Origin of the sequence: Chitinophaga sp. LS1 (assembly GCF_034274695.1) — a bacterium.
Classification (GTDB): domain Bacteria; phylum Bacteroidota; class Bacteroidia; order Chitinophagales; family Chitinophagaceae; genus Chitinophaga.
In genome coordinates this window covers 365,162-386,920 of sequence record NZ_CP128362.1, presented here as the reverse complement: position 1 = coordinate 386,920, position 21,759 = coordinate 365,162, and the positions used below count along the sequence as shown (strand labels likewise).

At 45.2% G+C, this 21,759-nt stretch carries 18 protein-coding genes; 9 read left to right on the top strand and 9 right to left on the bottom strand.

Features of this window, described 5'->3' with window-relative positions; translation table 11 throughout:
* Positions 1 to 17: 17 nt before the first annotated feature.
* Together QQL36_RS01630 and QQL36_RS01625 are read left to right on the top strand one after the other, a co-directional pair.
* Complete coding sequence (locus QQL36_RS01630) at positions 18 to 1,454, top strand: complex I subunit 4 family protein (protein ID WP_083720328.1); 1,437 nt, start codon at positions 18 to 20, stop codon at positions 1,452 to 1,454.
* Between the two features lie 27 nt (positions 1,455 to 1,481).
* The gene (locus QQL36_RS01625) at positions 1,482 to 2,852 is read left to right on the top strand and encodes an NADH-quinone oxidoreductase subunit N (protein WP_083720329.1); all 1,371 of its coding nucleotides are present in this window, start codon (positions 1,482 to 1,484) and stop codon (positions 2,850 to 2,852) included.
* A gap of 69 nt (positions 2,853 to 2,921) precedes the next feature.
* Here QQL36_RS01625 and QQL36_RS01620 read toward each other — a convergent pair whose 3' ends face one another.
* Positions 2,922 to 4,103: an aminoglycoside phosphotransferase family protein gene (locus tag QQL36_RS01620; RefSeq protein ID WP_321568678.1), complete on the bottom strand. Its 1,182-nt coding sequence runs from the start codon at positions 4,101 to 4,103 to the stop codon at positions 2,922 to 2,924.
* A 47-nt stretch (positions 4,104 to 4,150) separates the two neighbouring features.
* The gene (locus QQL36_RS01615) at positions 4,151 to 5,152 is read right to left on the bottom strand and encodes a LacI family DNA-binding transcriptional regulator (protein WP_321568677.1); all 1,002 of its coding nucleotides are present in this window, start codon (positions 5,150 to 5,152) and stop codon (positions 4,151 to 4,153) included.
* A 47-nt stretch (positions 5,153 to 5,199) separates the two neighbouring features.
* Here QQL36_RS01615 and QQL36_RS01610 point away from each other — a divergent pair, with 47 nt between their 5' ends.
* The 5 genes from QQL36_RS01610 (at position 5,200) to QQL36_RS01590 (ending at position 10,570) form a co-directional block, all read left to right on the top strand.
* The gene (locus tag QQL36_RS01610) at positions 5,200 to 6,474 is read left to right on the top strand and encodes an ABC transporter permease (RefSeq protein ID WP_083720332.1); all 1,275 of its coding nucleotides are present in this window, start codon (positions 5,200 to 5,202) and stop codon (positions 6,472 to 6,474) included.
* A 37-nt stretch (positions 6,475 to 6,511) separates the two neighbouring features.
* On the top strand, positions 6,512 to 7,822 hold the full coding sequence (locus tag QQL36_RS01605) for a gluconate:H+ symporter (protein ID WP_083720333.1): 1,311 nt from the start codon (positions 6,512 to 6,514) through the stop codon (positions 7,820 to 7,822).
* Positions 7,823 to 7,909: 87 nt separating this feature from the next.
* On the top strand, positions 7,910 to 8,371 hold the full coding sequence (locus QQL36_RS01600; protein WP_320577759.1) for a RidA family protein: 462 nt from the start codon (positions 7,910 to 7,912) through the stop codon (positions 8,369 to 8,371).
* 2 nt (positions 8,372 to 8,373) lie between these two features.
* Positions 8,374 to 9,477 (top strand): D-TA family PLP-dependent enzyme, encoded by a 1,104-nt coding sequence (locus QQL36_RS01595; protein WP_321568676.1) that lies wholly within the window; start codon positions 8,374 to 8,376, stop codon positions 9,475 to 9,477.
* A gap of 19 nt (positions 9,478 to 9,496) precedes the next feature.
* Positions 9,497 to 10,570, top strand: a complete 1,074-nt coding sequence (locus tag QQL36_RS01590) for a dipeptidase (protein ID WP_321568675.1) — start codon at positions 9,497 to 9,499, stop codon at positions 10,568 to 10,570.
* A gap of 61 nt (positions 10,571 to 10,631) precedes the next feature.
* On the opposite strand, the gene QQL36_RS01585 is transcribed toward QQL36_RS01590, so the two are convergent.
* Positions 10,632 to 11,003: a hypothetical protein gene (locus tag QQL36_RS01585; protein WP_083725685.1), complete on the bottom strand. Its 372-nt coding sequence runs from the start codon at positions 11,001 to 11,003 to the stop codon at positions 10,632 to 10,634.
* A gap of 45 nt (positions 11,004 to 11,048) precedes the next feature.
* On the opposite strand from QQL36_RS01585, the gene QQL36_RS01580 reads away from it, so the two are divergent.
* Positions 11,049 to 11,957 carry an alpha/beta hydrolase gene (locus tag QQL36_RS01580; protein ID WP_321568674.1) on the top strand — a complete coding sequence of 303 codons (909 nt, stop codon included), beginning with the start codon at positions 11,049 to 11,051 and terminating at the stop codon, positions 11,955 to 11,957.
* A gap of 172 nt (positions 11,958 to 12,129) precedes the next feature.
* On the opposite strand, the gene QQL36_RS01575 is transcribed toward QQL36_RS01580, so the two are convergent.
* The 5 genes from QQL36_RS01575 to QQL36_RS01555 all read right to left on the bottom strand — a co-directional run bounded on the left by QQL36_RS01575 (position 12,130) and on the right by QQL36_RS01555 (position 17,515).
* Positions 12,130 to 12,864 (bottom strand): hypothetical protein, encoded by a 735-nt coding sequence (locus QQL36_RS01575; RefSeq protein ID WP_321568673.1) that lies wholly within the window; start codon positions 12,862 to 12,864, stop codon positions 12,130 to 12,132.
* A 106-nt stretch (positions 12,865 to 12,970) separates the two neighbouring features.
* On the bottom strand, positions 12,971 to 13,417 hold the full coding sequence (gene rplI / locus QQL36_RS01570) for a 50S ribosomal protein L9 (protein WP_083725679.1): 447 nt from the start codon (positions 13,415 to 13,417) through the stop codon (positions 12,971 to 12,973).
* A gap of 48 nt (positions 13,418 to 13,465) precedes the next feature.
* Entirely contained in the window at positions 13,466 to 13,732 is a 267-nt protein-coding gene (gene rpsR / locus QQL36_RS01565; RefSeq protein ID WP_083725677.1) for a 30S ribosomal protein S18, read from the bottom strand.
* Positions 13,733 to 13,736: 4 nt separating this feature from the next.
* Positions 13,737 to 14,087, bottom strand: a complete 351-nt coding sequence (rpsF, locus tag QQL36_RS01560; protein ID WP_235643923.1) for a 30S ribosomal protein S6 — start codon at positions 14,085 to 14,087, stop codon at positions 13,737 to 13,739.
* A gap of 161 nt (positions 14,088 to 14,248) precedes the next feature.
* Positions 14,249 to 17,515: an Ig-like domain-containing protein gene (locus QQL36_RS01555; protein ID WP_321568672.1), complete on the bottom strand. Its 3,267-nt coding sequence runs from the start codon at positions 17,513 to 17,515 to the stop codon at positions 14,249 to 14,251.
* 311 nt (positions 17,516 to 17,826) lie between these two features.
* On the opposite strand from QQL36_RS01555, the gene htpG reads away from it, so the two are divergent.
* Positions 17,827 to 19,656 (top strand): molecular chaperone HtpG, encoded by a 1,830-nt coding sequence (gene htpG, locus QQL36_RS01550; protein ID WP_083725693.1) that lies wholly within the window; start codon positions 17,827 to 17,829, stop codon positions 19,654 to 19,656.
* Between the two features lie 296 nt (positions 19,657 to 19,952).
* Here htpG and recJ read toward each other — a convergent pair whose 3' ends face one another.
* Positions 19,953 to 21,656, bottom strand: coding sequence for a single-stranded-DNA-specific exonuclease RecJ (gene recJ / locus QQL36_RS01545; RefSeq protein WP_321568671.1), 1,704 nt, complete (start codon positions 21,654 to 21,656; stop codon positions 19,953 to 19,955).
* Positions 21,657 to 21,759: the final 103 nt, after the last annotated feature.

Here is a 21,759-nt window from a genome sequence, read left to right as displayed (position 1 = left end):
CAAGTTTAGATAAAATTATGTTGACAGTATTACTCATTTTGATTCCTTTGGTGGCGGGCCTTCTTACGTTTGGCCTGAAGGGATCAGGCCCTAAGACGGTGGGTTTGATATCATCTCTGGCATCGCTGGCAGTCACTATTGCTGCGCTGTTTCAGTTCAGGTCTGCACCTGAAAGCCTCAGCCACAGCTGCAACTGGATACCACAACTGGGCGCTACGTTTAGTGTAGGATTGGATGGTATGGGCATGATGCTTAGCCTGCTCACTTCTATTTCATTTGTACTGATCTTTATTGTTATCAATAAAAGGGAGTATGACCGTGCTAACAGCTTCTATGCACTGATGCTGTTATCGCAGGCAGGTCTCATGGGCGTATTTACTGCCTATGATGCTATGTTGTTCTACTTCTTCTGGGAACTGGCGCTGATTCCTGTATACTTCCTCTGCTCACTGTGGGGAGGCGAAAAGAGGATCCCGGTTACCTTCAAGTTCTTTGTGTACACTTTTGCAGGTTCCCTGCTCATGCTGATCGGTATTATCTATATCTATCTGCAAACGCCGGATCACTCCTTTAGTTATGCAAGTTTCACAACAGCGGCTTTGCCTAAAGAGACACAGTCCTGGCTGTTCTGGTTGTTCTTTGTAGCTTTTGCTATCAAGATGCCGATCTTCCCTTTCCATACATGGCAGCCGGATACTTACGAGCAATCGCCAACTCCTGTTACAATGGTACTGTCAGGTATCATGGTAAAAATGGGTTTGTTCGGTGTGATTCGCTGGTTACTGCCGGTATTACCACAAGGTGCTTATGTATGGTCTGATGTTGCGATTGTATTATCTATCATCGGTATTGTATATGCTTCCTGCATCGCCATTGTTCAATCTGATTTCAAACGTCTGATCGCTTATTCATCTATCGCCCACATCGGGTTGATGAGTGCTGCGATCTTCGCGAATAACGAGCAGAGTTTACAGGGTGTGCTGGTACAGTTCTTTAACCATGGTATTAACATCATCGGTTTGTGGATCATCGTTGAGATTATCCAGGATCGTTTGAAAGTGAAGTCACTGAATGAGCTGGGCGGTATTGCTGCTTATGCACCACGCATGGCTACCTTCCTGGTGATTATCAGTTTTGCAAATATTGCATTGCCACTGACCAATGGTTTCATCGGGGAGTTCCTGATGTTCAGCGGTCTCTATCAATATAATCCATGGTTCATGGCAGTAGCTGGTCTGGGAGTGATCCTGGGTGCAGTGTACACACTGAACATGGTACAGAAAGTGATCTTTGGCCAGCCTAACCAGCTGACGGAAACTACTACAGATCTGCGTGGTAATGAAATGCTGGCGTTGAGTGTGATAGTGGTGATCATCCTGGTACTGGGCGTATATCCAAAGCCTATGCTGGAGTTGGTTCAGAGCACTACTGAATTGGTTAATAAGGTTTATTAAAAAGTTGTTCTTTCGTAACACAGGAATATGAATGCATTAATATCTACTGCTTTATCGGGCGTTTTGATGATGTTTGCGGGGCTTTTCGTGAAAAATAAGCAGTCCATTAAATTTGTTGCCATCGTGGCGTTGCTGATTTGCTTTGCAGCGAACCTGGCGGAATTGTGCACATTACAGGGGGGGAGCCGCACTCTGTATGGTATGATCACTGTGAGCAGTTTCAGTGTATTGTTCAATGCGGTAGCTTTTGGAGCTACGTTATTGTACTTTATGCTGTCAGGCAGTGCTTTTGAGAAAGTAGGGGAACATGTGTCTGATTACTTTGCGCTGGTATTTTTCATACTGTCGGGTATTACGCTGGCGTCTTCGTTCAGCAGTTTATTAATGCTTTTCCTGGCGATAGAAATCATTTCTATTCCTCAGTACATCCTGGCTGGTAGTGATAAAAAGAGTCCTAAGAGTAGTGAAGCTTCGCTGAAATACTTCCTGATGGGTTCTTTCTCTACAGGTATTTTGCTGATGGGTATTACACTGATTTATGGTGCATCTGGTTCATTTTTGATCAGTGAGCTGGGGTTGGGAGATGGTGCGGCTAGTCCGCTTGCATTGTGTGGTGTGATACTGATTGCATTTGCATTGTCATTCAAAGTTTCTGCAGCGCCTTTCCACTTCTGGACACCGGATGTGTATGATGGAGCGCCTTCAGTATTTACATCTTTCATGGCCACTGTGGTGAAGGCGGGTAGCTTTATTGCATTTATCCGTTTGTTCCATGGTGCGTTTACAGGCACGATCAGTAAAGACTGGCAGTTGCTGCTGGCGCTGGTGACGGCTGCTACGCTGATCATTGGTAACTTTACAGCGGTATTCCAGCAGAGTGTAAAACGTATGCTGGCGTATTCAAGTATTGCGCAGGCAGGTTTTATGCTGCTGTCAGTTATTTCGTTCAGTGATTTTGCTGTGAAAGGTATTATCCTGTATGCAGCAGCTTACTCTGTAGCTACAATCGGCATCTTTGCAGTGTTGATTAAAATGAAGGATTATACTTTCGATGGTTTTAACGGATTGGCAAAGAAGGAGCCTTTGGTGGCTGCGGTAACTACGATCTGTTTGTTATCATTGGCAGGTATTCCGCTGACGGCAGGTTTCTTTGCGAAATATTATGTGTTGACAGCGGCTGTTCAGGAAGGTAATCTTTTCTGGCTGGTGATAATAGCGGTAATATGTGCTGCGATCAGTGTGTATTACTACTTCAGGGTGATCATGGCGATGTATTTTAAATCTGGTGAGCCAGGTGTCGAGGAGATGAGTGGCAGATTTAAGTTTTTGCTGGTAGTGACAGCAGCGATAGTGATACTGTTGGGAGTGTTCCCTGGGTTACTGTTACAATTCGTATAATAAGATTCAAACTTAAATAGAAAATGCCGGCTACATGCCGGCATTTTTGTTTTTAAATGGTGCTGCTTTTCAAACGACGCGATCTGGTGTAGTGATCGCTTTAAAAAAGGTGCTTTCCTGCTCGCTGATACGATCTAATAAAGCCAGCTGATTGCCTGCTCTTACATAGTTGTGTTGTTCGTATTTAGAGCCGTAGTAAATATCATTATTTAAATAATCTGCTAAGAAACGAATGGCTTGCATGTAGACCATGAATTGTCCTGCGTATACCAGGTGATGGATTTCATCAGGACTTAATTCTTCTTTCAATTCGCTCAGGTAACCACTCACAATTGCCTTAAAGAAGGATTCCCGGGCCTTTATCTTACTGAAGTCTTTTTCCTCCTCATTTGCCGGCGATAAATACGTTCTCATCATATCGCCGAAGTCACTGATGAAGTATCCGGGCATTACGGTGTCTAAGTCGATTACACAGATGCCATTGCCACTATTATCGAAGAGTACATTGTTGATTTTCGTATCATGGTGCATGACCCTGATTTTGAATGCAGGATTCTGCTTGATGGCTTCGAAGGTATCGGTGAGATACGCGTATTGCCTGATTCTGAATATTAATTCTTCTGATGCGGCTATCCGTTCTTTGTTGCCATTTTTCAACGCATCCTCAAATTGTTGATATCTGAGGGTGAGGTTGTGGAAATCAGGTAAACTATAGCCGATCTTCTTTGTGTCTATATCAGATAATAAGCGGGTGAATCTTCCAAACTGTTTTGCGGCTTCGTAGGCCAGTTGTTCATCGTCTACAACGTCGTAACTGCGGGAGTCGGTTACGAAGGGTTGCAGGCGGAAGTATTCACCGTTTTCGGTTATTACCAGTCCCTGATCATCTGTTGTATTCACGGGTTGTACAAAGAAGTATTCCGGTGAATGTTGGTGCAGGTATTGGCCGATGTAGCGGATATTGTTTGCGATCACCTTTGGTTGTTTGAAGACCTGGTGGTTGATGCGTTGTAAGATGTAAGACTTATCGCCGTGGATGACTTTCCAGGTAGTGTTGATAAGTCCGCTGCCAAAAGGCTGGATAGTACATTCATCTGCCACTATTCCGTAAGCTGCCAGTATCGAAGCCTGCATGATTTTTTGATTGATAATTTCAAACTTAAGGGAAAGATTGATAGAAAGATTGCGCAAACGGTTGCGTGAATTTTTACCTGAATGGTCGTATAACCCTATGGCTTTTACCTTCGGCAAAAGCCGTGGGGTTTTGGGTGGGCCTGTGGCCGGCTGGGTATGGAAATTTATCTCACTATGAGCCGGGAATCGATCACGATGTGATGATATTGTTGTTGTTCCTTATTGTTTAATAAAGAGAGCAATATTTCCGTCGCCTTAAATCCCTGCTCATAAGGATACTGCTCTACAGAAGCAATCGGTGGAAATGCCATATAACTGCTCAAAGGTAGATTTGCATAACTCACAAACGTGAGGTCTTTATTCACTTTTATTCCCTGCTCCAATGCATATTGCACTGCATCCTGGGCCACATAATCATTGAAGGTAACAATCGCTGTTACTTTCCTTTTATTTGATAAAAGCTGCTGCATGGCAGCACGTGTTCCTTCTTTTGTGAGATCGGAATGTACGGTGAGGCTTGCATCGAATTTTAATCTTTTTTTCTGCAATGCCTGTTTAAATCCTGCTTCACGTTGGGGGGTAGCTACCAGTTGTTCCGGGCCATTGATCATCCCAATCACACGATGTCCTTTTTCCAGTAAAAGAGAGACTGCCTGGAGGGTGCCTGATTCCATATTACAGGCTACATAATGAATGTCTTTTTTGTCTGGAATACGATCGAAAAAAACCACCGGTATATTGAACTTTTCCAGTGCTTCAAAATGTGCATAATCCCCGGTATTTTTCGCCAGCGAAACTATCAGTCCATCTACCCGGTGATTCTTCATAATTTCCACAATCTTTTTCTCTCTGGCAGCATCATCATGCGACTGCCCCAACAGCACCATGTAGTTATGTTGATTCGCAGCATCTTCAATCCCACTAATGGCTGCAGAGAAAAATGCCTCTGATAGTTCGGGTAACACAATCCCTATTGTAAAGGTCTTTTTCTGCTGAAAATGAATGGCAGTCTGATTCGGTTCGTAATTGAGTGCCCGCGCCAGCTCCTGTACCTTCATCCGGGTACGCAACCCGATACTGGGATGGTCATGCAAAGCCCTTGAAACGGTGGACTTTGCCAGGTGCAGTTTTTCTGCTATTTCTTTTATAGTAGGAGGGTTCGCCATTTATATAATAAAAATAGCGGAAAAATGTTTTTCGTTATCTTTAAATCATGCAATTCCGTGACATTTTTTCCCTCGCCTACCGTTCTGTCAGCGCGAATAGATTACGCGCAGGGCTTACTATTTCCATCATCGCATTTGGAATTATGGCCCTGGTGGGCATTCTGACTGCTACAGAAAGCATGAAGAACAGTATCTACTCCAACTTTGCCAGTATGGGGGCAAACAGCTTCTCTATTCAGAACAGGGCATTGCGTATTTTCATGGGTGGAGGTCCGGATGCAAAGAAGAGTGACAAGAAGAAAAAGAAGGTAAAAACATCGAATAGCAATATCCCTATTACATGGGAGGAAGCGAAGGATTTCAAGCGGCGTTTTTCATTCCCCTCCACTGTGAGCGTATCTGTTACAGCCAGTGGTGCAGCCACCATTTACAAGGGAGAAAGCAAGACCAATCCAAATGTACAGGTATTAGGCGGAGATGAAAATTACCTGGAGTTTTCCAATTATAAATTGAAAGAGGGCAGAAACTTTAATCAATTAGATATGGAAACCGGGCGGAATGTCGCTATATTGGGAACCGATGTTGCAAAGAAATTGTATGGAGATGGAATGAAAAACGTGATTAACAGCAATATCCGTGTGGGAGATGTACGTTACAGGGTGATAGGATTGCTGGAACCAAAAGGGAACAGTGGTTTTATGAGTGCTGACAAAGTAGTGATTACCACTGTGACGAACACAAGAAGAGTATATGGAGGTAACACGATGACCTATAATATAGGCGTGTCAGTGAAAGATATCAACCGAATGGATGCCGCTGTGGGAGAGGCTACCGGCTTATTCCGCATAGTGAGGCACCTGCATCTGAATGAAGAAGAGAACTTTTATATCAGCAAGAGTGACAGTATAGGTGAAATGTTGTTTAACAGCCTTGGCTTTGTGGCCATTGCCGCTGCTATCATAGGGATCATTACCCTGTTCGGTTCTGCGATTGGATTGACGAATATTATGCTGGTATCTGTTGCAGAGCGTACACGTGAGATTGGTGTGAACAAAGCACTGGGTGCTACGCGACAGGTGATTCGCAGGCAATTTGTATATGAGTCAATCATCATCAGTGTACTGGGAGGCGCCTTAGGGGTGTTGCTGGGTATGCTGGTAGGCAACGTGGTATCATTGCTATTGCATACAAGTTTTGTGATACCCTGGTTCTGGATCTTTATGGGTATCAGCCTGTGTGCCGGCGTTGGTTTGATGGCAGGCATATTCCCTGCTATCAAGGCTTCTAAACTCGACCCTATTATTGCACTCCGATATGAATAACCAGATAATTTTAGTCGCCAACATCTAAAGAATTTCGATGGCTTTAATCATTGTACTATTGTCAATCCTGCTACTGGTATTGCTGGTAGCGGGGTTAAGGCTCAACACATTCATTGCTTTCCTGGTCGTGTGTCTGTTCATGGGTTTAGCCCTGAGGATGGATATCAATACAATCACACAATCTATTACTACCGGCATTGGCAAGACCCTGGGCGGGTTGGTCACCATCATTGTATTTGGCAGTATGCTGGGTAAACTGGTGGCGGAAAGTGGCGCTGCGCAAAGAATTGCGAATGGATTAATGCACCTGTTCGGACAAAAGTATATTCAATGGTCTTTGATGCTGACGGGGTTCATTGTAGGGATTCCCTTGTTTTATAATATTGGTTTTGTGCTGATGGTGCCGCTGATCTTTACGGTGGCGGCGCGTACAAAACTGCCTGCGGTATATTTGGGAATACCTATGCTGGCATCGTTGTCAGTAACACATGGTTACCTGCCTCCGCATCCCTCGCCTACTGCACTGGTGGGTGCTTTTGGCGCGAATATGGGCATGACGCTCATGTATGGACTGATCGTGGCTATTCCTGCTATTATTGCGGCAGGACCCATCTTTAGTCGCTTTTTAAAAGGGTATAAACAGGAGCCTGCTGCGCTGTTTCATATAGCACCTATTCCGGATGAGCAATTGCCGGGTATGGCAGAGAGTTTATTTGCAGCATTGCTGCCGGTGATTTTGCTGGCAGGAACAACGATTATAAAGTTAGTTGGGCACGGTGTATGGGTGAAAATTGCTGATTGGTTAGGTGATCCGATTATTGTGATGCTGATCGCTGTATTGAATGGTATTTATCTGTTAGGATTGAAGAGAGGATTGACCATGAAGGCGGTGATGAAATCACTGGATGAATCTATTAAGGATGTGTCTCCTATTATCCTCATCATTGGTGGTTCTGGCGCATTGACGCAAATGCTGCTGGATAGCAAGGTGAGCGATATTATTGCACAGGGGATGATGAGTACACATATGAATCCTTTGCTGCTGGCGTGGAGTCTGGCAGCGTTGGTAAGAGTCGCAGTAGGGTCTGCTACGATTGCAGGATTAACCACAGCAGCCATGTTAGGACCTTTAGTAGGCACATTGGGTGTGAATCCATGTTTGATGGTATTAGCTACCGGAGCCGGCAGTCTCATGTTTAGTCATGTGAACGATGGCGGCTTTTGGTTGTTTAAAGAGTATTTTAATTTATCAGTAAAGGATACCTTTAAGACCTGGTCTGTGATGGAGACGATTGTGAGTGTGGTGGGGTTAATAGGTTGTTTGATATTGAGTGTATTTGTACATTAATAAAGGCTTGCTTTGCAGGCACCAGAGCACCTTGTGGGGGCTGAACAGGAAACCGGATTTAATAAATTTAGTAATATTTCAGTGACTATGACAGCAACAGAAAACTTCAAAGCATTAGGATTGACATTGCCACCAGCACCCTCTCCACTGGGTGTTTATAAACCTTACCTGATCGATGGTAAATACCTGTACCTCTCCGGCCACGGCCCTGTACAGGACGATAAAAGCCTTATCATAGGGCGTATTGGCGAAGATATGGATATTGAGAAAGGTAAACTGGCTGCCAGACAAGTTGCCCTGACCATGCTTTCTACCATCGTTACCAACCTGGGAAGCCTGGACAAAGTAAAGCGTGTGATCAAGGTATTGGGGATGGTGAACTGCACACCTGATTTTGGTCGTCATCCATATGTGATCAATGGTGCCAGCGAACTGTTTGCAAAGATATGGGGTGAAGAGAATGGCATCGGTGTGCGTAGCGCTGTAGGTATGGGTTCCCTGCCTGATAATATTCCTGTTGAAATCGAAGCATTATTTGAATTAGCATAATTATGAACTGGTACGAACTGCACAACATTAACACGGTGGATTCACCTGCACTGCTGGTGTATCCGGAGCGTATGCGAGACAACATCCTTGCAGTGAAAGCTTCTGTGAAGGATGTGCAGCGACTGCGCCCACATGTAAAAACCAGCAAGATCACGGAGGCTGCACAGCTGCTGATCGAAGAGGGCATTCATAAATTTAAGTGCGCCACCATTGCTGAAGCAGAAATGCTTGGATTGGCGGGTGCAAAAGATGTATTGCTTGCTTATCAGCCTGTAGGGCCAAAGATCGAACGGTTGCAGGAACTGACCGATCAATATCCGGATACGAAATACAGTTGTCTGGTGGATAACGCGGCTTCGGCTGTAGCGATCGCTGCACAATTTGCCACCGCGCAAAAGGTATTGCCTCTGTATCTTGATCTGAATGTAGGCATGAACAGAACAGGTATTGTACCAGGTGCCGCTGCACTGGCATTGTACCAGGAACTGGCGCACCTTCCAGGTGTTACACCTGTAGGACTACATGCCTATGATGGTCACCTGCATGATGTGGATATTGCTATTCGTAAAGAGAAATGTGATGCCGCGTATGTGCCAGTACAAGCCCTTGCACAGGCTATTACAGACAGTGGATTGCCTGCGCCACGTATTGTGGCAGGTGGTTCTCCTACATTCCCCATTCATGCCGAAAGAGAAGGCGTGGACTGTAGTCCGGGTACCTTTATCTTCTGGGATTGGGGATATCAGCAGCACTTACCGGATCAGCAGTATGACTATGCCGCCGTATTGGTGACAAGAGTGATCTCCATTATTGATGGAGAGCGCCTGTGTCTTGATCTGGGGCATAAATCAGTTGCAGCAGAAAATCCACAACCAAGAGTAGTTTTTCTGAATGCACCGGAGGCTTTGCCTGTATCACAGAGTGAGGAGCACCTGGTTGTGAAAGTAGCTGATACTGTGCAATACCCTGTGGGTACTGTGTTGTACGGCGTACCATATCATATATGCCCTACCGTAGCCCTGTATGAGCGCGTGGGCGTTGTAGAAAAGAATACCTGTATTGCGCAATGGAAAGTTGTAGCGAGAGACAGGAAGATCATGATCTGAACCTAAAACTATTATAAACATGTTTGCAATAGACGCGCATCTGGATCTCAGCATGAACGCGATGGAGTGGAACCGCAATCTCCGCTTGCCTGTGAATGACATCAGGAAAAGGGAGGAAGGACAAACCGATAAACCAGACCGCGCTAAAGGAGTTGTATCTTTCCCTGAGTTGCGCAAAGGAAATATAGGATTGGTGGTAGGTACACAGATTGCCCGTTTTGTGGCAGCTGACAATCCACTGCCGGGATGGTTTTCACCAGAACAGGCATGGGCACAGACACAGGGGCAGCTGGCGTGGTACAAAGCGATGGAAGAGGCAGGAGAACTGACTCCCATTACTGATCTGGCCTCTCTCGAAAAACATCTTGCTTACTGGAATGATGGGCAACCGACAGCCAACAAAGCCATTGGTTATATCTTAAGCCTGGAAGGTGCTGATTCTATCGTAGACATACCTTACCTGGAAAGGGCTTATAATAATGGTTTGCGTGCTGTAGGTCCTGCACACTATGGCCCTGGCAGATATGCACAGGGTACAGATGCAACAGGCTTTATGGGTGATAAAGGCAGAGCACTGCTAAAAGAAATGGAGCGTCTCAACATTATTCTGGATGCTACGCACCTGTGTGATGATTGCTTTTGGGAAGCCATGGAGCACTTTTCCGGACATGTATGGGCCAGCCATAATAACGTGCGTAAACTGGTGGATCACAACCGTCAGTTCTCTGACGAGATGATACTTGAACTGGTTAAACGGGGCGCTGTAATAGGTGGTGCCATGGATGCGTGGATGATAGTACCAGGATGGGTAAGAGGCGTATCTGATCCTAAAGGCATGGATTGTAACCTGGATAAACTGGTAGACCATATGGATTACATCTGTCAGCTGGCGGGCAATGCATTGCATGTAGGCATCGGTTCTGACCTGGATGGCGCCTTTGGTAAGGAGCAATCTCCGTATGATCTTGAAACGATTGCAGATGTGCAGAAACTACCTGCATTGTTTAAGAAGAGAGGTTACTCAGATGAGGATGTGGAAAACATCATGCATGGGAACTGGTTACGGTTCCTGAGAAAGGCGTGGAGTAAATAACAGCGATCGTTAACATAATTTAACATAGCCCTGTGGGAACATCCTGCAGGGCTTTTTGTTATTAGTAATACAATTGAGACAATACGTTAGTAGGGTCGTTTTCTGCAGGTTTTTGCTGTAGAAAAGTTTCATATTGTTCAGCAGTCAGGGCTGTTTTCAGTTTTTTGTAGAAGCCGTTATGCATGCTTTTAATTTTAGCATCGTAGGCTTTGGGGTTAGTAGCAGTTTCAGCAACAACGGTGTTGCGTTGCGTAATAAAATCGGAGATATAACCTTTCAGTTTTAACTGTTGATCTTCTTTCAGGGAGAGGGATTTTGTTAGTTTACCTATGATTGCATTGGCATGACCATCTACATTGGGGATCGGGCCTTGTGCAAAGGAAGGTATGGATAGTATACAACAAAGAAGAGCGAGCAGGAGGGTATATTTCATATTAGCAGGTTTTAACCGGAAGTTACAGCAATTATAAGTTTATATATGATGTTTCTCAACTTGAGAAGGACGTTGTCATGCGCTATCTTTTTATACTTATTACCTGGATGTAAAAATGAATCTGCTTCACAGGCATTGTCTGCAGATACCTCGCTGGCAGCGAGTCCTGGCGCAAAACAGGAGTTAATTTTACTCAATCAACATTACGGGGATGATTCATTACAGACTGCCGATATTTACCTGCCTGCAGGCAGGTCGCCCAAGCGTACGCACCTGATGGTGTTTGTGCATGGCGGTGGATGGATGGGAGGGGATAAGAGTGATTTCTCGGCTGCCTGTGAGGGGTTGGTCAGGAATACTACTTTCTCGCCGGCGTTTGCTTATGTGAATGTTAATTACCGGTTGGTGAAGGATGGGAAGAATAAATTTCCGACAGCGGAAGAGGACCTGGTAGCAGCCATGAATTACATGTATGCACATGCCGATTCATTTCTGGTATCACCTTTGTCGGCGCTGATCGGGGCTAGTGCAGGTGGACAGCTGACTACACTGATTGCTTATAAACACAATGAGAAGAAGAATATAAAGTGTGTGGTGAGTAACTGGGGGCCTTATAATTTAGCGCGTATGTATAAAGAGGGATCGTCTGGAGTACCTGATTTGATGGTGGTTGTACTGGGTGCCACGCCTTCGGAGAACCCGGAAATATATGCAGCGAGTAGCCCTGTTACATATGTATCTCCAGATAGTCCGCCTACTTTTCTGGCGCATGGTAAGCAGGATTCTTTAGTGAGGATTAGTCAAGGGAATGAGTTGGATAGTGTGTTGTCGAAGAATAAAGTGCCGCATGTGTTTTATACGTTTGATGGCTATCATGGCTATTCTTCAGACCAGGTAGCGAATGATGCGGCGGACAAGATGTTTCATTTCATCGCAAAGTATACAACGGAATAAAAAGAGTATACCATAAATCGTATAAATGGGAACCTGGCTTTACCTGGAATCTGAATGTAGGGGGCTGACTAAAAAGGGTACACCCTCTCGGGTAGGTGATAGATATGGAGATGAAATGGCTTTTACGCAATTCTCAGCGCCTTCATTTTACTTTTTAGTCAGCCCCTTACTTTTATTGCATGATTATCCTGACCGGTTTTGTATGGATATTCATCGCAGTATCCATAGTCTGGTACTCGGCTTCCAGTGTATGGGGGTCTACCCATTTTATCTGGCCGGGGCCCCAGTGTTGAAGGTCTGTTTCTCCCAGTAGTTTCATATTACCGTTCTCATAACTGTAGAGTTCAAATCCATTATTGTTGAATCCTGCTTCCAGATCGAAAGAAGGGCAGAGTACAAATTGCTTATCAGGGGAAAGGTAAGGAATGCCCCACAGGTGTGTTTGCTTACCATTAGCAGGATTAACGAGCAGGTAATCGCTGGATTCGTAATAGCTGCCAAATGCGAGGTGTTGTTGCAGGTCTTCTTTGTAGCCGGCATAGTAGTATACGGCATAATCCTCATCGATGTCCGGGTTCCTGGAATTAGCGAGTACAGACGTTTTCCCGTTCTTCAAAGCAAAGAGGAGGGAATCGCCTTGTCTATGTACTTTAGCGGCTTCACGGGTCAGCTGAGGACCTTCGGCGCTATCATAATCCAGATCAGTAGTAGGACTGAATGACGATTTTGCTAAACTGTACACCAGGAATTGTTTGTTTCCAATGCGGAATGAATCGATAGGTCGTTCATTGGTAGATGCCGGAACAGCAGCGTTGGTTTCGGCAGTAGGCGTGCTGTTTGATGCAGCGCTCGGGTGGCAGGCAGTCCACAGGACTACGGCGGTTAATAAAGATAGGTACTGTTTCATATAATGAAACAAATATAATCGAAAATTGTGCCATAGATAGATGTGGTAATACATAAAAAATCCCGGGCTTTGCGGCCCGGGATCTTTTATATAAAGTATGTAAGACTTACTCAGCTACAACTTCGAATTCCAGTTCAGCTTCATTGCCTTTACCGAAGTCCAGTTTCGCTTTGTATGTACCTAATTCTTTTACATCATCCAGGATGTGGATGCGGCGACGGTCGATTTCGTAACCTTTCTGTTCTTTAATCGCACGAGCGATCTGAACACCGGTAACGCTACCGAAGATCTTACCGGATGTACCGGTTTTAGCACCAATTTTCACTGGACCAGCCTTCAGCACTTCAACCACCTTAGCGATTTCGGCGAGCATTTTCTCTTCTTTCGCTTTCTGCACTTTCAGGCGCTCCTGCAGTTGCTTCAGGTTAGATGGAGATGCTTCTACCGCAAATTTCTGTGGGATCAGGAAGTTTCTAGCGTAACCGTTTTTTACGGCAGCGACTTCATTCTTCTGACCCAGATTATCTACGTCTTGTATTAAGATTACTTGCATGTTAATTAGTTTTAAGGACCTTTTACTTACGATAAGTAATTTGTCGGTTTACTTTAAAAGGTCAGTAACGTAAGGTAACAACGCCATCTGACGAGCCTTTTTAATTGCCTGAGCTACCTTGCGCTGGAACTTCAGGGAGTTACCAGAGATACGACGAGGGAGCATTTTACCCTGGTCGTTCAGGAATTTCTTCAGGAATTCAGCGTCTTTGTAATCCACATACCGGATGCCTAATTTCTTGAAACGGCAATATTTCTTTTGACGTTTCTCGGTTTTTACGGCCGTTAAGTACTTAATTTCTTGTTTTACTGCCATAATTTTAAGCTTCAGCGGTTTTAGAATCAGCGTTTACGCCATGTCTCTTGCGATTGTTGTACTGAACAGCGTATTTGTCCAGTGCAGTAACCATGTGACGGAGCACATTTTCATCGCGGTTCAGCTGAATTTTCAGCTTCTCATTGAGGTCGGATGGCGCACTGTATTCCAGTACCAGGTACATGCCCGTGGTCTTCTTCTGGATAGGGTACGCCAGTGATTTTAATCCCCAGGGATTTTCGTGCGTTAATTCACCACCATTATCTTTGATAATGTCAGCGAATTTTTTCTGAGCAGCTTTGTAGTCTTCCTCAGACAGCACAGGGGTAAAAATCACCATCAATTCGTAATTCATAATTTCCCTGTTTTTAATTTGATTAGAAAAAAATTGGATCGCAAAGATAGGAGATATTTATGAAATAATGCAAAAAACCACTTCTGCCGTAGGCGGAAGTGGTTTTTTGCGGTGGTGGTAGCGGCGGGAAGGCCTGCCGCTATCCCTTTTTGTAGAATTAATTATTTGGTAATCAATATTTTACTGGTTTTTACGCCATCCAAACTCTGTATCCTTAATATATATATACCGTTAGGCAAAGCGTTCACATCAATCGTCTTGGTATTGCGGCCTTTGTTTACAAACTGTTGTGATTTGAAACGGCTGCGTCCCTGCATATCAATGAGTTCAAATTGAGCGGGTCCTGGTTTTTCCATATCCACCCATACCTGGAGGTTATGACCAATGATGCACCAGATGAGCTTTTTGATCAGGTCCAGCAAAGATACGTATACCCTGTCATTTTCGCTGTAGCGAACGCTGCCATCTTTGCTTACAATCTTCAGTCTGTACCAGGAAACCCCCAGCCATGGCTGATAGTCATAGGTGCGATAACTGGTTGCGAAGTCTTTGTTGCCCTGTGCAGCGAGGGTATCTACTGCTACGTAGTTACGCAGGTTGAGGGTTTTCTCTACTACATAATGGTCTGTGTTGATTTCGTAGGGGGTAGACCAGGTCACTTTTACATTGCCTGAATCTACTACGGCATTGAAGTTTTCAGCAGTGACAGGGTTACCCAGGGTGTGCAGGTTGTAATTGGTCTGCACCGGATAGTGATCGCTGGTTGTGCTGCTGTAGCTACTGATGAGCTGAGCGACTTCTTTGTGCACCTTAGCAGAACCCGGGAGGTAAGCAATCGCCATTTCATCGGAAGCGATCACATTGTCTATAACAGTTGTATAAGCGGTGGTAGACTGATCGCCTGCCAGGCTCAATGGCAATGTGAGCGGTTTGTAATGCGCGGTATCGTTCATGAAATCGATGTAAGATGTCGTGGTATCCGGCGCCAGTTCTGTAGTGATGGTTTTATTCAATGCATCGTTGAAGTCACCGAGGATGATGAAGTTGCTGGTTGGATACTGTGCATCCAGGGTATCTTTCAGTTCCAGGTTACCATCTTTACGACGCTGCCATGACTGGATCTTGTCCGCAGTGGTGCCTGTATTCGCCTTGCTGTGAATGAGGACGAAGTTGATGAGTGCACTATCTCCATTCAGGTTTGCAGTGGCCTGCAGCAGGAATGGGAAACGACCGGAAGACCAGTTGTAATAAGCATTTGCGCTACCACCTTTCCTCAATACACCATAGCTGCGAATAGAGCGGATCACGCTTGTTTTATAGAGGAATGTGAGCTTCTGTGCAGAAGTATAATCCACATCGGTGATGCTGTCTGCATAAGAGCCAAAGTCAGAAATGATGTAGTTATAACCCGGCATCTGGCTCACCACAGCTCTGAAACGGGCAGTATCTACTACTTCTGCCAGCGCATAAATATCAGCATCCAGTTTTTTCAGTACTACAGTGGCATTTGCCTGTTGCAGACTATCATTCGCCGGATTTTGTGCCGGACTACCAAACCATTCCATATTCCAGTTCACCACTTTCAGGGAGCGTAAAGAGGTGCCGGAAAGTGCGATAGGCGTAGTATTCAGACTAGCACTGGTAAAAGTGAGCGTGCCTGTGTATGCCTGATCAGCCGCTGTAGGTACGAATCTTACCCATACAGTTACGGTTCCTGACAGGGAGTCAACAGGGTAATTCAGGGAAGTGGTGTATGTGCCAGCGCTATCTTTTGATAGTTGGAAACCTGCACTGGTAGCAAGTGTGAGTGCACCGGTAAAGTCGCTGGCATTAAAAGTAAAGTATTGTGAGGATGATTGTTGACCTGATTTTACATAGTCGAAATCCATACTGGAGGTAGACTTATCTACTGATGGTAATGGTGCCTGAGGGCTATTGTAGAGATGGAAATCATCCAATGTCCAGCGGGCTGCATTCAGGGTAGGAGAAGAGGTATATTTAAATGCGATATACACACTGGATTGTTTAAAACCGGCGAGATTGATGCTATCCGAAGTTTTCCATGCATCTGACGAGATTGCAGGGAATCTTCCATTGACAGCCGTCCATGTGGCAGTATTTGGATGGCTGCTGCCATCGTAGTTGGTAGAAATGAGCAGTTGTAAAGATGGACCTACAAAAGCAGTGCGGCTGGCGAAGGAAAGGAGTGGATAATCAAAACCTGTAAGATCAAAAGCAGGAGAGATCAACCAGTCTTCATTTTCGACTGGGCCTCCGCTGTAGCCATTGATCTGTGCACTATTCAGGGATTGACCAAAGGTGGTGCAATCCCATACTTGTGCACCGGTTACGCTATAAGCAGTGAAACCACCGACTACACCTGTACCGGTTGTACAGTTGTTGAAATCAAAATCCAGTTGTTGTGCACCTGTGGAAAAAGCCCATACTGTGCTATCAGGAATACCAGCGAAAGCATTGCCACTATTGTCGGTTATGGCGCCGCTGTCGATGGTGATGTAATAAGATTTGTTGCCAGCAAGAGACGTGATCACACTGAGCAGCTGATTTCTGATTACGATAGCTGTGCTGGTGATGTCAAATACCTGCTGGGTACCGTTTGTAGCATTGTGTAAGGTGAGGTGACCGGTACCTGCAATGACGTTTTCAGAGAAAATAATGCTGGGAGTAGTGGTAGGCGGCACATTAGTTTCGTGGTTCAGTGGCGTTAGAGAGTCGATCACAGGAGGAGTGGTATCGGCACCACCACTACCTGCTATAATATTGTCGATGGCAAATGAGGGGCGGGAGCCACTGCCGCTGATCTGGCGGTTTACCCAGCGAAGCTGTACCAGTGGCTGGTTTTCGCAGGCTGTGGGAAGCACCAGTGTTTTTGTAGCAGGGTCTTGTGGCGTGGTGACACCGCTGGTGGTCTGAAGGGTCGTACCATTTTGGTATTCTGTACCAGTAATGTTGGTAAAGTTGCCGGTGCTACCAATTCTGTATTGTAAGATGACTTCGTTAATACGGGTATTGCTACTGCCATCGTAAGGATTGCGTAGCGTCATAACGTCGTATTGTAATGCGATGTTCACCTGGCCGGTGGTATTGAGGGCCAGGGAGAGGCAGTTGTCCACGCTGCCACTATTGAGGAAACCCAGTTTACCATTATAATTATATACACTGTTGGCAGTGCTGGAGGCGGTGCCGGTAGTCAGCGCTTTGTCTGATGCAGGAGTGGCGGTGTTAAAGCTGGAAGAAGGGGAGCCGGAGAGTGTCCAGCCCTGCCATCCATCCGGGTAAGTGGTGGATGTGGTCGCCAATGCGTCAAAGTTTTGCTGGTAAGGCAGTGCCTGGGGGGTGGGTTGGGTTTGCGCAAATGTGTGCAAGACACCAAAGACTGTAAAAATCAGGAGTAGAGTTTTTTTCATGTAATAAATAGATGGTTGTTAGGGGATGGGTAAATATGTTAATGGAATACTCTTCAGGGTCGTGATATGCTACATATTGAATGTACAACATTTGTGTTATATTTTACATGATTTAATTGTTAACCGGATGGTTCTGTGGCAGCAAGGAAGCGTTTTTTGATTTGCCTGACGGCAGGTGACGATTGACTTCGGAGTAAAAAAGGTTGCTTTTTCCTGACGGTATGGTTTATTGTACTGCCCCGTTCCGTCACTTTGGCAGCATTTTCCCACTGGCATACGCTTTGAAAGATTCCACAAAAACACAGATACCCATGCAGAAAGGAGCAATACGTGTTCAGACAGAGAACATCTTCCCCATTATTAAAAAATTCCTCTATTCAGATCATGAGATCTTTATCCGCGAACTCGTAAGTAACGCGGTTGATGCAACCCAAAAATTGAAAACGCTGGCAAGTGTAGGAGAGTTCAAAGGAGAACTGGGCGAGTTGGCCATTAGCGTGAAACTTGACAAAGAGAAAAAAACATTGACCATCTCTGACAATGGGATCGGGATGACGGCTGAAGAAGTAGATAAATACATCAACCAGGTAGCATTTTCCGGTGCGGAAGAGTTCCTGAATAAATATAAAGGTCAGAATGAAGGAACCAACATCATCGGTCACTTTGGTCTGGGCTTCTATTCCTCTTTCATGGTGAGCAATGTGGTGGAGATCATCACCCAATCTCACAAAGATGAACCAGCTGTACGTTGGGAGTGCGATGGCAGTCCTGAATATACCCTGGAAGAAACCACCCGCGAAGCTGGCAGAGGTACTGATATCATCATGCACATCAATGAGGAAAGTGAAGAATTCCTGGATGAGCATCGTATCAAATCCATCCTCGAAAAGTTCTGTAAGTTCCTGCCAGTTCCGGTTAAATATGAAGATAACCAGATCAACAATACACATCCTGCATGGACGAAGAAACCAAGTGAGCTGACCACAGAAGATTATCAGAACTTTTACAAAGAACTGTATCCTTTCTCTGAGCCGCCATTGTTCTGGATCCACCTGAATGTAGATTATCCATTCAACCTGACGGGTATTCTCTACTTCCCTAAGATCAATAAGAGTTACGAAATCCAGAAAGATAAGATCAGCCTGTATTCTAACCAGGTGTTTGTAACGGACGAAGTAAAGGATATTGTACCTGAGTTCCTGATGCTGCTGCATGGTGTGATCGATAGTCCGGATATTCCGCTGAACGTGAGCCGTAGCTACCTGCAGGGTGATCCGAATGTGAAAAAGATCAGCTCTTACATCACGAAGAAAGTAGGGGATAAGCTGGAAGAAATGTTTAAAAACGATCGTAAAGGATTTGAAGAGAAATGGGAATCCATCGGTTTGTTTGCTAAATATGGTATGATGACGGACGATAAGTTCCTGGAAAAAGGTAACAAGTTCCTCATTCTCGAAGATGCAGATGGTAGTAAATTCTATACGCTGGATGAATACAAACAGGATACTGCTGCTATTCAAACCAACAAGGAAGAAAAGCAGGTGATCCTGTACGCTACCAACCCGGTACAGCAGGATAGTTATATCACTGCGGCGAAAGCAAAGGGATATAAGATCGTGAAACTGGATAGTCTGGTAGATGCTGCTTTCCTGAACCAGATGGAGACCCGCTGGGAAAAGGTACAGTTTACCCGTGTGGATGCAGACATTGCAGATAACCTGATTGACAAGGATGAAAATAATTCACATGTACTGACACAGGATCAGGAAACACGTTTGAAATCATTGTTTGAAAAGATCCCGCAGCAACATGTAAAAGTGGAACTGAAAGGTCTGAGTGCAGAAGCACAGCCAGTGATTGTAACACGCCCTGAGTTCATGCGTCGTATGAAAGATATGGCAGCAGTAGGTGGTAGCGGTATGTCCTGGTATGCAGGTATGCCTGACGAAATCAACATGACGGTGAATGCAAACCATCCGATTTATCAGCAGATCCTGAAAGAAGGCAATGATCAGTTGCAGGAAAAGCAAATCCGCAACCTGGCTGATCTGGCTTTACTGTCACAGAATCTTTTGACAGGTGCGGACCTGACAGCCTTTGTGACCAGAAGTGTAGAACTGATGGGCGAAAAAACAAATTAAGCGATATAATAAATCATTGGCAATGCCGTTTTGATAGCATTGCACAAGCCCTTATCCCGTCCCGCTTTACCGTGGGACGGGATTTTTAGTAAAGGGGAAATATGTAAAAAGAAAAGTAATTATGGAATTAGGCCATGCACTATGGCGTCATTTCCCCATACTTACCCTTAGTAAAGAGAAAATAGAAAGCCCTATCATAGGAGATCTTATCAAATCTCCGTCAGCAGGGGATCAAAGCGAATGTTTTGATTCCCTGCAATTTGTGGTGATCATTACTCGGTTTGAGTAGAAAGAAGTCAGTGAGAGCGGATATCGATTACTTTCATTTGTAGGTTCATCTTGCCATTCCACTCGTTCTCATCAATGGTAAATACCATATCAAAAGGCTGGCGGCTGCTGACGATCGAGAATTTGTCAGACATATAGAACCCAATACCTGTTACAGCCATAGGGTGTCTGCCCTGTTTAACCGAAAATTTAATGTGCTCATCTTTTATGAGGCGGGAGTAGCCGCTGTCTACCACGTTTCGTACGAGGAAGATAGGGCGTTGGTTGTCCGGCCCCAGGGGCTCGAACTGTTTGAGAATATTGAAAAAAGCGGGAGTGATATCTTTCAGACTGATTTCGGTATCGATAGTGATTTCCGGAATCAGCAGTTCAGGATTGATGGTAGTGGCGACAACCTCTTCAAATCTTTCCTGGAAAGCGGGCACGTTTTCAGGTTTGAGGGTCATGCCGGCGGCGTAGAAGTGGCCACCATAGTTTTCCAGCAGATCTTTACACTTGTGAATGGCTTCGTATACGTTAAACCCAATCACAGAGCGGGCAGAGCCGGCTACTTTATCATTACTGAGGGTAAGGATAATGGTCGGTCTGTAATAATATTTATCGATCAGCCGGGATGCCACGATACCCACCACACCTTTGTGCCAGTCAGGCTTATAGAGTACGGTGGACTTTTTATTATGTAGAGTAGTATCGTTCTGAATCAGTTCTACAGCTTCTTTGGTAATGTTGCCATCAATTTCCTTGCGGTCAAAGTTGTCAGCGTGCAGCACTTTTGCAATTTCCATGGCCTTTTCCATATCATTCTCAATGAACAGGTTCACGGCTTTGCGGGCATCGTCCATTCTACCGGCGGCGTTAACGCGGGGAGCGATAACGAAGACGAGGTTAGAGATGGTGAGTTGTTCTTTGAGACCACTGAGTTGGATGAGGGCCTGGATACCGGGTAGGGGAGATTCATTGACTTTTTTCAGTCCATGAAAGGCCAGTACACGGTTTTCGCCGGTCATGGGTACGATATCAGCGGCGATGCTGGTAGCCACGAGGTCCAGATAGTGGTGTGCGGCAGATTCCGGCAAACCTATTTTTTGGGCGAAGGCGGTGATGAGTTTATAGCCAATACCACAGCCACTTAGTTCCTTGTAAGGGTAAGGGCAATCATATTGTTTTGGGTTGAGGATAGCCACAGCCGGAGGCAGGATAGCATCTGGCAGGTGGTGATCACATATAATAAAGTCAATACCATGTTCAGCGGCCCAGGTAATTTGTTCGGTGGCCTTGATACCGCAGTCAAGCGTGATGACGAGGCTAAAATCGTTGTCCCTGGCGTATTCGATGCCCTGGGCAGAGATGCCATAGCCTTCGCGGTAGCGATGCGGAATATAAAACTCTATATTATTATATAAAGTGTGTAGAAAATCGAATACAGTTGCTACGGCGGTGGTACCATCCACGTCGTAGTCTCCGAACACTAGAATTTTTTCATGTCTGAAGATGGCCTGTTCAATTCTGGATACAGCTTTATCCATATCTTTCATGATCCATGGATCATGAAGATCTGCCAGTGTAGGGCGGAAGAACAACCTTGATTCATCATAGGTATGCATGCCGCGCTGCACCAACAACCTGCATAACAGGGGATGTATGCGCAGGGAGGCCTGCAGCAAAGCTTCCTGTTTTGGTTGATACGATCGGACTGTCCAGCGTTTTTGCATCTATAATCTAAAGAAGGATGAGCGATTCTTGTTTGAACGGAAGATAGGGTATAAATTTCAAATAGTATGGCCTGTTCTCAATAAGAACTGACCAACAGATAAT

What these genes read in the sequence shown, in the direction of transcription:
- QQL36_RS01630 (WP_083720328.1), top strand. Translation starts at nt 18, where the DNA reads ATGTTGACAGTATTACTCATTTTGATTCCTTTGGTGGCGGGCCTTCTT.
- QQL36_RS01625 (WP_083720329.1), top strand. Translation starts at nt 1,482, where the DNA reads ATGAATGCATTAATATCTACTGCTTTATCGGGCGTTTTGATGATGTTT.
- QQL36_RS01615 (WP_321568677.1), bottom strand. Translation starts at nt 5,152, where the DNA reads ATGGCGAACCCTCCTACTATAAAAGAAATAGCAGAAAAACTGCACCTG.
- QQL36_RS01610 (WP_083720332.1), top strand. Translation starts at nt 5,200, where the DNA reads ATGCAATTCCGTGACATTTTTTCCCTCGCCTACCGTTCTGTCAGCGCG.
- QQL36_RS01605 (WP_083720333.1), top strand. Translation starts at nt 6,512, where the DNA reads ATGGCTTTAATCATTGTACTATTGTCAATCCTGCTACTGGTATTGCTG.
- QQL36_RS01600 (WP_320577759.1), top strand. Translation starts at nt 7,910, where the DNA reads ATGACAGCAACAGAAAACTTCAAAGCATTAGGATTGACATTGCCACCA.
- QQL36_RS01595 (WP_321568676.1), top strand. Translation starts at nt 8,374, where the DNA reads ATGAACTGGTACGAACTGCACAACATTAACACGGTGGATTCACCTGCA.
- QQL36_RS01590 (WP_321568675.1), top strand. Translation starts at nt 9,497, where the DNA reads ATGTTTGCAATAGACGCGCATCTGGATCTCAGCATGAACGCGATGGAG.
- QQL36_RS01585 (WP_083725685.1), bottom strand. Translation starts at nt 11,003, where the DNA reads ATGAAATATACCCTCCTGCTCGCTCTTCTTTGTTGTATACTATCCATA.
- QQL36_RS01580 (WP_321568674.1), top strand. Translation starts at nt 11,049, where the DNA reads ATGATGTTTCTCAACTTGAGAAGGACGTTGTCATGCGCTATCTTTTTA.
- QQL36_RS01575 (WP_321568673.1), bottom strand. Translation starts at nt 12,864, where the DNA reads ATGAAACAGTACCTATCTTTATTAACCGCCGTAGTCCTGTGGACTGCC.
- rplI (WP_083725679.1), bottom strand. Translation starts at nt 13,417, where the DNA reads ATGCAAGTAATCTTAATACAAGACGTAGATAATCTGGGTCAGAAGAAT.
- rpsR (WP_083725677.1), bottom strand. Translation starts at nt 13,732, where the DNA reads ATGGCAGTAAAACAAGAAATTAAGTACTTAACGGCCGTAAAAACCGAG.
- rpsF (WP_235643923.1), bottom strand. Translation starts at nt 14,087, where the DNA reads ATGAATTACGAATTGATGGTGATTTTTACCCCTGTGCTGTCTGAGGAA.
- QQL36_RS01555 (WP_321568672.1), bottom strand. Translation starts at nt 17,515, where the DNA reads ATGAAAAAAACTCTACTCCTGATTTTTACAGTCTTTGGTGTCTTGCAC.
- htpG (WP_083725693.1), top strand. Translation starts at nt 17,827, where the DNA reads ATGCAGAAAGGAGCAATACGTGTTCAGACAGAGAACATCTTCCCCATT.
- recJ (WP_321568671.1), bottom strand. Translation starts at nt 21,656, where the DNA reads ATGCAAAAACGCTGGACAGTCCGATCGTATCAACCAAAACAGGAAGCT.